The organism is Bartonella sp. AP19HLJMH (assembly GCF_042196245.1).
In the GTDB taxonomy this organism is placed as follows: Bacteria; Pseudomonadota; Alphaproteobacteria; order Rhizobiales; family Rhizobiaceae; genus Bartonella.
This window is the reverse complement of the sequence record NZ_JBHIPX010000005.1, coordinates 24243-37618: the sequence shown is the minus strand read 5'-3', so window position 1 is coordinate 37618 and position 13376 is coordinate 24243. Positions and strand designations below refer to the sequence as shown.

The 13376-nt window shown below is 35.6% G+C and carries 9 protein-coding genes; all 9 read right to left on the bottom strand.

Annotated elements, in window-relative coordinates; genetic code table 11:
• Positions 1 to 959 precede the first annotated feature (959 nt).
• The 9 genes from ACFINR_RS03915 to nuoN all read right to left on the bottom strand — a co-directional run bounded on the left by ACFINR_RS03915 (position 960) and on the right by nuoN (position 13362).
• Positions 960 to 1799 (bottom strand): hypothetical protein, encoded by an 840-nt coding sequence (locus ACFINR_RS03915; RefSeq protein WP_375652585.1) that lies wholly within the window; start codon positions 1797 to 1799, stop codon positions 960 to 962.
• 241 nt (positions 1800 to 2040) lie between these two features.
• Entirely contained in the window at positions 2041 to 5529 is a 3489-nt protein-coding gene (gene mfd, locus ACFINR_RS03910; protein WP_375652582.1) for a transcription-repair coupling factor, read from the bottom strand.
• A 5-nt stretch (positions 5530 to 5534) separates the two neighbouring features.
• On the bottom strand, positions 5535 to 5822 hold the full coding sequence (locus ACFINR_RS03905) for a succinate dehydrogenase assembly factor 2 (protein WP_273791268.1): 288 nt from the start codon (positions 5820 to 5822) through the stop codon (positions 5535 to 5537).
• 65 nt (positions 5823 to 5887) lie between these two features.
• Positions 5888 to 6568 (bottom strand): ABC transporter ATP-binding protein, encoded by a 681-nt coding sequence (locus ACFINR_RS03900; RefSeq protein ID WP_273791269.1) that lies wholly within the window; start codon positions 6566 to 6568, stop codon positions 5888 to 5890.
• Positions 6568 to 7836 carry a lipoprotein-releasing ABC transporter permease subunit gene (locus ACFINR_RS03895; RefSeq protein WP_375621230.1) on the bottom strand — a complete coding sequence of 423 codons (1269 nt, stop codon included), beginning with the start codon at positions 7834 to 7836 and terminating at the stop codon, positions 6568 to 6570. The genes ACFINR_RS03900 and ACFINR_RS03895 overlap by 1 nt, the downstream gene beginning before the upstream one ends.
• A gap of 11 nt (positions 7837 to 7847) precedes the next feature.
• The gene (gene proS / locus ACFINR_RS03890; protein ID WP_375632246.1) at positions 7848 to 9173 is read right to left on the bottom strand and encodes a proline--tRNA ligase; all 1326 of its coding nucleotides are present in this window, start codon (positions 9171 to 9173) and stop codon (positions 7848 to 7850) included.
• Between the two features lie 203 nt (positions 9174 to 9376).
• On the bottom strand, positions 9377 to 11053 hold the full coding sequence (locus tag ACFINR_RS03885; protein ID WP_375652579.1) for a ribonuclease J: 1677 nt from the start codon (positions 11051 to 11053) through the stop codon (positions 9377 to 9379).
• A gap of 45 nt (positions 11054 to 11098) precedes the next feature.
• The gene (locus ACFINR_RS03880) at positions 11099 to 11908 is read right to left on the bottom strand and encodes a biotin--[acetyl-CoA-carboxylase] ligase (RefSeq protein ID WP_375632248.1); all 810 of its coding nucleotides are present in this window, start codon (positions 11906 to 11908) and stop codon (positions 11099 to 11101) included.
• Positions 11908 to 13362, bottom strand: coding sequence for an NADH-quinone oxidoreductase subunit NuoN (gene nuoN, locus ACFINR_RS03875; protein ID WP_375638390.1), 1455 nt, complete (start codon positions 13360 to 13362; stop codon positions 11908 to 11910). Before nuoN ends, ACFINR_RS03880 begins: the two co-directional genes overlap by 1 nt.
• Positions 13363 to 13376: the final 14 nt, after the last annotated feature.

Below are 13376 nucleotides of genomic sequence, written 5' to 3'. Positions count from 1 at the left end.
TTTACAAAATAATGGTGATACGCTTTTGTAATAAAAATTTTATATTCCATAGCGTTTAACTAAACAGTTTAGTTTAAAAATACGCTACTAAAGAAGTGCTTTTTTCTTAATTAAACAACACATTTTCTTAGGGAGAAAATCTATAACTGCTGAAAATATTTTATTTATAATAAACTTTCTTAAAATATAATAACATATTAATTTATAATAATAATTTATCTTTTTTCTATTTCTATATTGTATGAAAGATCCTAATAGCGCAAACCTCTCTTATATTGAATCAATAAAATTTATCCACTTGTACATCACAAGCGGAGTTAGTTTTATAGATAAAACTACTGAACAAAGGACCCCCCCTATGAATCATCTCACGTGCCCAAAGCCATAATAAATTTATGCTCATATATTATACATCTATTATTGCATCTCTGTACAAATATCATCTCTCAGCTTTATAACGTGAATAAAAAATGTAGCTTTTATCAATTTATTTTAAGTTATTTCTTAAATAAAGAATCTACTAAAATGATAAATTCTTTTCATCTTTCACAATATCAAAGATATAAATCGTTAATGATTTAAGTTTTAAGAAAAAAATGAATTAAAAATATCATTTTGTTTCTCTATATAACACAACTTAGAACTATAAAATATTTCTCTTATCGTATTAATGAAACAAGATTTATGATATGAGATGTATCGTCATTAAAATAATTAAACAGATAAAAATAAAAAACTACAAGCACAAAAAATTATGCATAAAAAGAAAACATAAAAAAGATATATGATTTTATTATTTAATAATATATTAAATCTTATATGATAAGAACAATAGATAATATCTTATGTGCATAAAATTACTTTATTATAAATAATAATTAAAAACAAAAAATTAAAATATATTTTAACTATTATTTAGTATATAATATTAATTTCTCTGTATTTATATGAGTAAATTTTTAATTGAATAATTCTTCAACATGAAAACGTATACGATCTATAATATTCTTTTTCTTGTTTGGAAGCATTATATTATGTACTTCTTTAATGGTATTACAAAGCTTAGGTGCACTTTTTACAAACCAATTATCTTCTGTAAGACTATTTTTTATATCGTCAAATATTTGTTTTTCATAACTATAAGAGCCATCTGTTAATAATTCTTTAATATCCCTGACTAAACTAGGACTTATTGAATTATTTGCGCCTTTAGCCCAACTAAAATCTTTATCTTTCCAATCAAAATCTTTGCGCAAAATAGCACCTATATCACTTTGCAATATATCCGCTAACGTATTGCAAGCAATAATAAATATGAGATAATTTTTCATTATCTCATCATCACCTCCACTTTTCTCATTCATTCCCCATTCATTAAACGTTTGAGTTTTTTTTAAATAATCTTTTGCTTTAATCAACTTTTCTTCAGACTCCCCTACTTCATACTCTCTCGCTATATGTATTCTAGAGATAATTTTTTGTTTTTTTTCAGCTAGATCCTGTAATTTCGAACCAAGATTATAATATTCATCCTTCAGAGTTTTCAGTTTTTTATATAACTTATTCCGTTCCTGTAAACGCTCATAGTATTCTGCTTTAGAAATATTTTTTTTCCAAATATCCAAATGAGATATACTTTCTTCAATAAATTGTATGCTCTCTTTAATATTCTTTCTTTTGTTTTTTAAATGTTGGTATTGTTCATCAGAAGATAACTCAGCATAAGCGTTTTTTACGCCATATATTAAAGTGAGTAACAAAAAAACGATAGTTAGACACTTTTGTAATGAAGAAAGCATGCTATCTTTACCTAAATTCTTTCTAAAAAATTTACAGGAGCTTATTAGCTTATTATATTGAAAGTGCTATTTAATGCGGTTAAACCGTCTAATCTATTTCCTTCATTGTATCAATACGTATATAATAAAAACAAAATAAATATATAATGGCTCTTTATTATAAACTTAAATTTTATTCAGAATGATTTTATAAAAATGAGTAACAGTTCTGAAACAATAAAGAAATTTTTTAAACAGAATGTTATTCTGCCATTTCGACAAGCTGTGTCATAATATTCGCTGCTCCAACAAGCCTTTCATCCGCTGAGGACCAATCACGAATAAGAGCAATACTTTGGTCTGGTCGAATTTTTGCCATTGAACCTTGTTTTCCCACCCACTGAACAAGAGCAACACTATTTGCGAAATAGTTATTACGAAACTGTATGACAATCCCCTTTGGTCCAACATCTAATTTCTCTACATGTGCTTTTCGACACAATGTTTTAATATGAAAGACTTTAAGAAGATGTTGAACCTCAAGGGGCAAAGGACCAAAGCGATCAATTAACTCCGCTGCAAATTCATCAATTTGTTCTAAACCATCAAGTTCTGTTAAACGACGATAAAGTCCCATACGTAATGATAAGTCAGGCACGAAACTTTCTGGTATCATCACTGTTGTACCAAGGGAAATTTGAGGTGACCATTGCTTATCTTCATTTAGCTCTCCATCTTTTAATTCAGCAACAGCTTCTTCAAGCATTTTTTGATAGAGTTCAAATCCAACTTCTTTGATATGCCCCGATTGCTCTTCACCTAAAAAATTGCCTGAACCGCGGATATCCATGTCATGGCTTGCCAATTGAAAACCGGCCCCTAAGGTGTCAAGAGATTGTAACACTTTAAGACGGCGATCAGCAGCAGTTGTTAAAACTTTACCAGCAGGAAATGTAAAGAGAGCATACGCACGTTGTTTTGAACGTCCTACCCTACCACGTAACTGATAAAGGGCAGAAAGACCAAACATCTCAGCACGATGCACAATTAGGGTATTGGCTGTTGGAATATCAAGACCTGATTCAATAATGGTTGTTGAGAGCAGCACATCATATTGTCCATCATAAAATGCATTCATGATATCATCAAGTTGTCCAGCCGGCATTTGTCCATGAGCCACAACGAATTTCAGTTCTGGCACATGTGTTTTGAGATATTCTTCTACAAAAGCCAGATCAGAAATACGAGGACAAACATAGAAACTTTGTCCACCACGATAATATTCTCGAAGCAGGGTCTCTCGTATAACAAGTGCATCAAAGGGTGAAATAAAAGTACGAACCGCCATTCTATCAATGGGGGGGGTTGTTATCAATGAAAGTTCACGTACACCCGATAAAGCTAACCCTAAAGTGCGTGGTATGGGAGTTGCTGAAAGTGTGAGAACATGAATATCACTTTTAAGCTCTTTTAAACGCTCTTTGTGTTTGACACCAAAATGCTGTTCCTCATCAATGATAAGAAGACCTAACCGTAAAAAATTAACTGCACCACTTAATAATGCATGGGTTCCAATGACAATATCGATTGTACCATCTGAAACACCTTTTTTTACTCGTGCAAGTTCTTTCGCTTTTACAAGCCTCGAAGCATGTCCAATTTTAACCGGTAATCCTTGAAAACGCGAAATAAATGTTTTGTAATGTTGACGTGAAAGCAAAGTTGTCGGTACAACAACAGCAACCTGATATCCATTTAATGCTGCAACAAAAGCACTTCGAATGGCTACTTCAGTTTTTCCAAAACCAACATCACCGCATATCAAGCGATCCATCGGCTTGCCTGAGGCTAGATCGTCCAAAACAGCATCAATTGCATTCATTTGATCTTCCGTTTCTTCATAGGGAAAGCAAGCAACAAACTCATCAAATGGTCCAATTGGTGGAAGTAAAGCAGGCGCAGCACGAGTCATACGCTCTGCAGCTATACGGATTAATTGCCCTGCCATTTCCAATAAATGTTTTTTAAGCCGAGCTTTACGTGCTTGCCAAGCAACACCTCCTAATTTATCTAAAGTTACCTCTGTTCCTTCTGAGCCATAACGTGAGAGAAGCTCAATATTTTCAACAGGTAAAAAGAGTAAATCACCTCCAGCATATCTAATTTCAAGGCAGTCTCGTAAAATTCCAGTGGTTCTGATGGTTTTAAGACCAACAAATTGGCCAATACCGTGGTCGATATGCACAATAATATCACCAGAATTTAAAGCAGAAATTTCAGAAATAAAATTTGTATTATTCTTACGCCGCTTTGGCGATCTTATAAAACGATCGCCAAGGATATCTTGCTCTGCTATAATAGCCAAATCTTCAGCCACAAAACCATGTTCTATCATGATAACAGCTGCTAATATGCGATCCCGAGGTGTTGCTTTGACAGTTTGCAAAGATTTTGCAACATCTATTTTTTTCAATCCATGCTCATCGAGAACTTGTAACAAACGATTGAGAGATCCTTCACTCCAACACGCTAAAAGCACTTTTTTACCAGCAGTGCGTAAAGATGCGATATGATCAATAACACTTGAAAAAACATTTTTTTCCTGCGCATTACGCTCTTTTACAAAATCATATCCTTGTTTAACATTGGTGTGAATAACAGTTTGTTCCAAACTTTGTGGAACATTAAAAGGAGAAAAATCAATACGCTGTGAAGATTGTTGCGCACCTTCCAAAACACGCTCTGGCGTTAAATAAAAAAGACTAGGATCTATTGGATGATAAGAAGTAGAATTTTTTTCATCACTTTCGCGCTCTTTGCGCGCATTATAATAGTCTTCAATAAGACGATAGCGCTCAATGAAGACTTCTTCTATGAGATGCTCAAAAACTATCGGTAAGTTGCCACAATGATCAAAAAAGCTATCAAGGTTTTCATAAAAAAATGGAAGCCAATGTTCCATACCGGCAAAACGCCGACCTTGAGAAATTGCTTCATAAAGCATGTTATTTTTTTGTGATACACCAAATGTACGGGTATAATTGCTTTTAAAACGACTGATGCGTTCTGGTGTAAGAACAACCTCACTCATTGCCTGTAATAAAAGTTCAGTTTTTTGGCCTGTTGTCCTTTGACTTTCTGGATCAAATACGCGGATACTTTCTAGGGTATCTCCAAAAAAATCAAGGCGTAAAGGTTCAACATCCATCGGAGAAAAGATATCAAGTATTCCTCCTCTTACAGCAAACTCACCAACATCACGGACAACCGTAACGCGTTCAAAACCATTGGTTTCTAGAAATTGAATAAGATTTCCCATGTTATTGCGCTGGCCAACACGTGCGTGAATAAGCTGAGCTTCTATCATTTCACGAGGAGGCAACTTTTGCATAATTGCATTTGCTGTTGTTAATATAATTGCAGAATATGGATCTTTTCGTAAATTTGCTATGTGTGCCAATGTTGATAGTCGACGTGCCATAACAGCAATTCCTGGTGATACGCGATCATAAGGCAAACAATCCCATGCAGGAAATTGAAGTACGGGTAAATTGGGTTCAATAAAATTTAAAACTTGTTGTAAATGCGCAATTTTTGTTCCGTCACGGACAACATAGATGAGCGGTTTACCTTGTGCAATTTCTGAACTTAATTTAGCAAGCGCAAAGGCTTCAAATCCATCAGTAACGCCATCTAAAATCATACGAACAGAATTATTTTTGGGAATAACAATTTTTTTTAATATAGGCATCGGGATTAATAACTTAAGCAAGTACGATAATTGGCAATATCACGGAAAAGTGGACTATCAACTTCAGAGGGGGGCAAAATTTCTCCAGTAATCCATGTGAGTAAATCACGATCATCAAAAGACATAATATACTCAAGCTCAGAGAGCGTTCTATCATTCATCCCAGTAATATGAGCATCGACATAATGTCCAAAAATGAGATCCATTTCACGAATACCGCGATGCCATGCACGAAAAATCAATCGACGACGACGAGCATCTAATTGATTTTTGTCAACGACAAAAACTGTCATAAAAAATCTCCTTGAATAAAGTAATATAAACTATTCAATTAGTCGTATAAAATTTTTACCTTGCTTTAAGGAAGTTCTATAATCTTTTGTTCTTTAAGTGTAATTCGACGATGCATTTGCTTAGCCAAAGCGTAATTATGTGTTGCAATAAGAGCAGAAAGACCAGACTGACGAACAAGGATAGATAAAGCTTGAAAGACATAAGCTGAAGTTACTGGATCAAGATTTCCTGTAGGTTCATCAGCCAAAAGAACCGAAGGGCCATTTGCTACTGCACGTGCAATAGCAACACGTTGTTGTTCTCCTCCCGATAACTCTGAGGGACGATGGTTCGCACGATGAGAAACACGCAGATACGTCAATAATTTGCGCGCACGATCTTCTGCTATAGATTTTTTTAATCCTGCTATCATTTGGGGTATCATGACATTTTCTAACGCCGTAAACTCTGGAAGTAAATGATGAAATTGATAAACAAAACCAATATCATTTCGTCTTATAGCTGTTCGCTCACTATCAGAGCGCTTTGCACAAGAAACACCCCGTAACATCACATCACCAGCTGTTGGTTTTTCTAATAATCCAGCAATATGAAGAAGTGTTGATTTTCCAGCACCAGATGGTGCAACAAGTGCGACAAGCTCTCCACGATTAAGAATAAAATTCGCTTTATCTAAAACAATGAGTGGCTTATGACTCTCGAAAAAGTGTCTTTCAATCTCTACAAGCTCTAAAATAGCTGTCATTATTCATACCTCAAAGCTTGTACGGGATCTAGCTTAGCAGCACGCCATGCCGGAATGAGAGCAGCAAGAAACGACAAGAATAAAGCCATCATAGCAACCAAGATGGTCTGTTTCCACTCAATTTGTGCAGGCAATTTTGTTAAAAAATAAAGTTGAGGATTAAAAACGTCGACATTAAATAACCAAGATATAAAATCTTGGATATGATTAATATTCGCGGTCGCGATAACACCTAAAACTAAACCCAATATAGTTCCAATAAAACCAATCATCATTCCTGTAATGATAAATATACGCAAAATCGCACTCTGTTGAGCCCCCATCGTGCGTAAAATTGCAATATCATGACTTTTATCTTTTACAAGCATAATCAGCCCTGAAATAATATTTAAAGCAGCAACAAGAACGATCAGAGAAAGAATGAAAAACATAACATTTCGTTCAATCTGTAAGGCTGAAAAAAAAGCCTGATTGCGTGTACGCCAATCAATTAAATAGACCTGTTGTTCAACTACTTTTTCTACAACAGGTTTTATTTGATCAACAGCATCAGGATCATTTAGAAATAATTCCAAAGACTGAACCTTATCTCCCAAATTAAAAAACATTTGTGCTTCATGGAGAGGCATAAAGATAAATATTGAATCATATTCAGACATACCAACTTCAAAAATAGCAACGACTTTATAAGCTTTCACACGTGGGGTAACGCCAAAAGGAGTCTCATCACCATCTGGAGTAATAATACGAATATCTCTTCCAACTGTCAGTCCTAATTTTTCTGCTAAGCCACTTCCAATTGCAACACCTTCTTCTTGATCAAACCGAGAAATCGACCCTAATTTAATGTTTTGAGAGACTGTTTTAAGCTTTTCTAGATCTTGTTTGCGCATACCACGAACTAACGCGCCAGAGCCACCTTGAACTTCACCTTGAACAAGCGCTTGACCTTCAATAACAGGTAAAGCAAACTTCACACCATTTGTAGTTTCTAAAGAAGAAATAAGAGTCTTATAATCAGAAAAACCAGAATCAACTGTTTGAATAATAAGATGCCCATTCATACCAAGAATACGATTGAGAAGTTCTGTACGAAAGCCATTCATCACCGCCATAACAACAACCAGAGCAAATACGCCCAACATAATCCCAATAAGAGAAATAATTGAAATAACAGATGCAACGACATGTTTTTTATTGGGAATCATATAACGAAAAGCGATCATCCACTCATAAGATGAAAAGCATTTGTTTTTCAGCCTCTTCATAATATTTCCTATTAAATTATAGAAAGTTGGCTGAGCACATCTTCAACCTTTAGAGATTTTTTTATTCCTGTTTTTCGATCTTTAATTTCAACTTCATTTTGTGCAATGCTGTTAGGACCAACAATGATTTGCGTTGGCAAACCAATCAAATCCATTGTTGCAAATTTTGATCCAGGGCGTTCATTTCTATCATCTAATAACGGATCAAAACCAACCTTCTTTAATCCCTGATAGAGAAACTCACATGCCTGTGTGCATTTTTCATCATCGGGCTTCATATTGATAATCCCAAAATCAAACGGTGCCATAGACTTTGGCCAAATAATACCATTTTCATCATGAGAAGCCTCAATAGCGGCAGCAACAAGACGCGAAGGCCCAATACCATAAGATCCCATAGAGACCACATGCTCTTTTCCATCTTGTCCCATAACTTTTGCTCCCATTGGAGCAGAATATTTAGTACCAAAGTGGAAAATATGCCCTACTTCAATACCACGCGCTGAAAGACGATTATGATCAGAAACTTTAGCCCACTCTTCTTCATTATGCATTTCTTCCGTTGCTGCATAAAAAGATGTCCATTGCTTAACAATATCATCTAAAACAGCTTTATCACTAAAATCGATTGAACTATCAGGAACGGTAAGTTCAAGAAATTGTTTATCACAGAAGATAGCACTCTCTCCTGTTTCAGCCAAAATGATAAATTCATGACTGAGTTCCCCCCCTATTGGACCTGTATCTGCACGCATAGGAATTGCTTTTAAGCCAAGGCGAGAAAAAGTGCGTAAATAAGCAACAAACATACGATTATAAGATGTTTCAGAGCCTTCATAATCAAGATCAAAAGAATAAGCATCTTTCATTAAAAATTCTCGTGCTCGCATCACACCAAAACGTGGACGAATTTCATCACGAAATTTCCATTGAATATGATATAAATTAAGCGGAAGATCTTTATAAGAACGAACATAAGAGCGAAAAATATCTGTTACCATCTCTTCATTGGTTGGACCATAAAGTAAATCACGCTTTTGACGATCTTTAATGCGGAGCATTTCCAAACCATAATCATCATAACGACCGCTTTCACGCCAAAGATCAGCAGACTGAATTGTAGGCATCAATATTTCTATTGCACCCGCACGTTCTTGCTCTTCACGAATAATTTTACAAACTTTATCAAGCACTTTTTTTCCCAAAGGAAGCCAAGAATAAATCCCTGATGTTTGTTGTCGAATCATTCCAGCGCGCAACATGAAGCGATGAGAAACAATTTCTGCTTCTTTAGGATTCTCTTTTAAAAGTGGAAGGAAATATTGAGAAAGACGCATTGAAATAATTAACTCCTAATCAGATCTATCATATCGGAACAATTTATCACACCCTCTATTCATCTATAGCCGCATTCTGAATACTTGCAAATATAACGATCTTATCATTTAAAAATTTATTGTGCTTTATTCTCTATTTTTCTTATTTAGCAATAAAATAAAAATGCTCTTCTCTTTTTAAATAACGTAATAGGAAAGTTCTTTTATTTTGACCGATGTAAAAAAACTGTACAGATAGGTTTTTTTTGCCAAATTTCATGAACAGCCGCTCTTACTGCACGTCGTGTTGCCTCTCGAATAAGTTCATTATTTTTCTGTTTCATGCGTGGGATATTATAAACTGTATTTTCTACGATATCTAAAAGAATATCTTTTAAACTTTCCCCCTTTCCATTACTTTCAGGTAACCCGAATGTTGTTAGACCTATATCCCCTAATAATTCATGCTTACTATTTATATGGAGAGAAATAGTAACATGACCAGCATAACTTAGTTTGCGGCGTTCACGAATCCCTAATTCATCTTCATCTCCAATTAGGCAACCATCCTTATAGATGCGGCCAACAGGAACTTGATCAATAACTTCTACAGGCTCTGGTGCAAGACGTAACATATGGCCATTTCTGATATCCATAACAGTTTTAATACCCGCTTGACGTGCTAAAGTTGCCTGAGCCTTAAGATGCATTGCTTCCCCATGTACAGGGACAAGTATTTGTGGCTTTATCCAATCATACATCTGTAAAAGTTCTGAACGACGGGGATGACCTGAAACATGAACAAGTGCATCTTCATTCGTAATAATTTTAATACCCAAATCAATGAAACGATTTTGTACCTCAATAATCGCTTTTTCGTTTCCTGGAATACTTCGTGATGAATAAATAACGGTATCACCAGTGGAAAGTGCAATATTTTTCATTCCATCACGTGACAGTTTAGCCAAAGCAGCACATGGCTCACCTTGGCTCCCTGTGACAATTAAAACAAGATCTTTTCGCGAGATGTAGCCATAATCATCTTCCGTTACAAATGGTGCTAAACCATTCATATAACCAAGCTCTTGTGCAACCATAATACTTCGCTTAAGGGAACGCCCAATGACAAGCACCTTACGTCCAGCAGCTTCAGCTGCAAGAGCAATAGAACGTATCCGACCAATATTAGAAGAAAAAGTTGCTATCGCAACGCGCCCTTCAGCTTTAGAAATAATCTCTGAAAGACTGGCTTGAACTTGCTGTTCTGAAGGAGATATACCATCCCGACATGCATTTGTAGAATCACAAAGTAATGCTAAAATACCTTTTTTGCCTAAAGCACGAAATCTTTTTTCATCAGTTACAGCCCCGAGTGAAGGGGTATGATCAATTTTCCAATCACCAGTATGAATCACAGTCCCCAAAGAAGTTGTAATTGCTAAAGATACAGATTCTGGTATTGAATGGTTAACGGCTATAGCCTCTACAGCAAAGGAACCTACCTGAAAACAATCACCAGCTTGAAAAATATTGAGTAAAATTTTTTGAGATTCAAAATCTAATTGTTTTTTAGTTTCCAATAATCCTGCCGTAAAAGGCGTACAGTAAATCGGCACTTGTAACTTTGGACATAAATCAAGAACGGCCCCATAATGATCTTCATGTGCATGTGTTAAAACAAGACCCCGTATATTGTGTTTTTCACTTTCTAGGAAACGAATATCAGGCAAAACAAGATCGACACCTGGTAATTCAGAACCAGCAAAACTAACCCCCATATCAACCAGCAGCCATTCACGAAGACTTTGGGGACCAAATCCGTAAGCAGCTAAATTCATCCCTATCTCACCTACACCTCCCAGAGGTAAAAAAACAAATTCACATCTATTGGCTGCAACCATAAACATCTCCCAAATCATTAAGGTATCTGATGGTAAAATAATTTTTCAATAACGACCTGCATTAATAGAATCAGCGGAACCAAAATGAACATCTCCAGCTGTTATAATGGCTGTCTGACCGTCTTTTTGCTTTATGATGCAGTTAAAATCACTATCAAGACCATCAAAAATACCCTCAATGACTTTTTCATCATTCACCACTTTGACATGTTTTCCAAGGTGAGCGGAATATAAAAGCCATTTTTTTCGGATTATTTCACATCCTTTTGGTTGTTTCCAAAGAAGGTAATTTTTAGAAAAACACTCCGTCAAAACCGTAAATAATTGTTCTGCATCAATACGCAACCCGATATTCTTTAAGCTTGAAGTGGAATAAGGTGCATCTTCATAATTATATTTCACATTTATTCCAATACCAATAACCAAGGCATATTGTTGTGATGACAATTTTAAAATCTCAAGCAAAACTCCAGAGCTTTTTTCTCCTCTGAGCAAAATATCGTTTGGCCATTTTAAGCTCACAATATTGTTTGTCTGCTTTTCCTCTTTTATCAATTGTTTTATTGCCTCTGCCACACTTACTCCAGCAACAAAACCAAGTTGAGCCGCAGTTTGATGAACAATATCATCAATTAATAAAAGACTAGAATAAAGGTTCCCTTTTGGACTAGACCAAGTCCTCCCTCTTCTTGCTCTTCCCTGTGATTGTTCTTGTGCAACAATCCAAAGATTACCTTGATGACCAGTTTGCGCTTTTCGTTGCGCAATAAGATTTGTTGAATCAACACTATCGTACGCTTCAACAGTGTATCCCTGTTTTTGTGCAAAATCTGATAAAGTATAAACCATATTCATTAAAACAATGCTGTTGCTGCTTTTTCTGCTAGCTCAGCGAACCAAACTCCAAAAAGCGCGTAAAATAAAATAAAGAATACAGAAAGACCAAGACAAAATTGAAGCTCTTTCGATAAAGCAACAAAATGCGCTTTTGCATCATCAAACCACATAATTTTAATGACTCGCAAATAGTAAAAAGCCCCAACTACAGACGCTATCATCCCAACGACAGCAAGTGGCGTAAGTCCAGCGTGGACAGCAGCAGAAAATGTATACCACTTTCCAAAAAAACCAGCCATAGGAGGTATGCTTGCTAAAGAAAAAAGCTGTATTGTCATCACAACAGCCATAAACGGATTCGTCTTTGCTAACCCTGAAAGATCATAAATATTTTCAACATTTCCATTCTGAGAGCGCATTCCAAGAATAAAGGCAAATGAACCAAGCGTCATTCCAAGATAAATAGTCATATAAAGGATAACGCTTTTTATCCCAAGCATATCTCCAGCAGATAAACCAACAAGTGCATAACCCATATGACTGATCGACGAATAAGCCATTAAGCGCTTAATATTATTCTGACCGATTGCAGCAAAAGCACCCAGTATCATTGATGTAATCGCCATGAACACCAAAATTTGTTGCCATGCAGGCATCACGTTATCAACACGCCCTAGGGGAATAAAGGTCACCACAATAATACGGATGATTAAAGCCATTGCAGCAACTTTAGGGGCACCAGCAAAAAATGCTGTAATCGGTGTGGGCGCTCCTTCATAAACATCAGGTGTCCACATATGAAACGGAACAGCAGAAATTTTGAAAGCCAAACCAGCTAAAATAAAGACAATTCCAAAAATGACCCCCAATTGTACATTTTTGCCCTTTAAAGCAAGAGCAATTTCGTGAAAACCAATTTGACCGGTAAAACCATAAAGCAAAGAAATACCATAAAGAAGCAACCCTGAAGATAATGCTCCTAAAACAAAGTATTTTATACCGGCTTCAGAAGATTTTACATTATTACGATTAATCGCTGCTAAAACATATAAAGCTAAAGATTGCAGCTCTAACCCCATATAAAGCGACAGCATATTACCCGCTGAAATCATAAACATCATTCCAAGGGTTGCTAAAAGAACAAGTACTGGAAACTCAAATATATTAAACTTTTGTGCATTGGCAAAACCAACAGACATGATAAGAGAAAAGAGTGCACCAATAAGCATTAAAATTTTCATATAACGACTAAAGGAATCGATAACGAGCGCATTGGTTTGAAATGAACCATTTTTCGGAAAAACTATAAGAATAATAATGGTTGCCACAAGAAGTGCCATAGCTAAACCTGTCACTGTTAAAGAAGCACGTGTATTGGAATAAACACCAATCATAAGCAGCACGACAGCTCCTAATGCAATTAAAAGCTCTGGAAGAATTAAGACTAATTGCGCTATTATTTCAGTTTGCATGTGCATTCTTCCCT

Excerpts from the sequence above, each read along its gene's own strand:
- ACFINR_RS03915 (WP_375652585.1), bottom strand. The coding sequence starts at position 1,799 with ATGCTTTCTTCATTACAAAAGTGTCTAACTATCGTTTTTTTGTTACTC.
- mfd (WP_375652582.1), bottom strand. The coding sequence starts at position 5,529 with ATGCCTATATTAAAAAAAATTGTTATTCCCAAAAATAATTCTGTTCGT.
- ACFINR_RS03905 (WP_273791268.1), bottom strand. The coding sequence starts at position 5,822 with ATGACAGTTTTTGTCGTTGACAAAAATCAATTAGATGCTCGTCGTCGT.
- ACFINR_RS03900 (WP_273791269.1), bottom strand. The coding sequence starts at position 6,568 with ATGACAGCTATTTTAGAGCTTGTAGAGATTGAAAGACACTTTTTCGAG.
- ACFINR_RS03895 (WP_375621230.1), bottom strand. The coding sequence starts at position 7,836 with ATGAAGAGGCTGAAAAACAAATGCTTTTCATCTTATGAGTGGATGATC.
- proS (WP_375632246.1), bottom strand. The coding sequence starts at position 9,173 with ATGCGTCTTTCTCAATATTTCCTTCCACTTTTAAAAGAGAATCCTAAA.
- ACFINR_RS03885 (WP_375652579.1), bottom strand. The coding sequence starts at position 11,053 with ATGGTTGCAGCCAATAGATGTGAATTTGTTTTTTTACCTCTGGGAGGT.
- ACFINR_RS03880 (WP_375632248.1), bottom strand. The coding sequence starts at position 11,908 with ATGAATATGGTTTATACTTTATCAGATTTTGCACAAAAACAGGGATAC.
- nuoN (WP_375638390.1), bottom strand. The coding sequence starts at position 13,362 with ATGCAAACTGAAATAATAGCGCAATTAGTCTTAATTCTTCCAGAGCTT.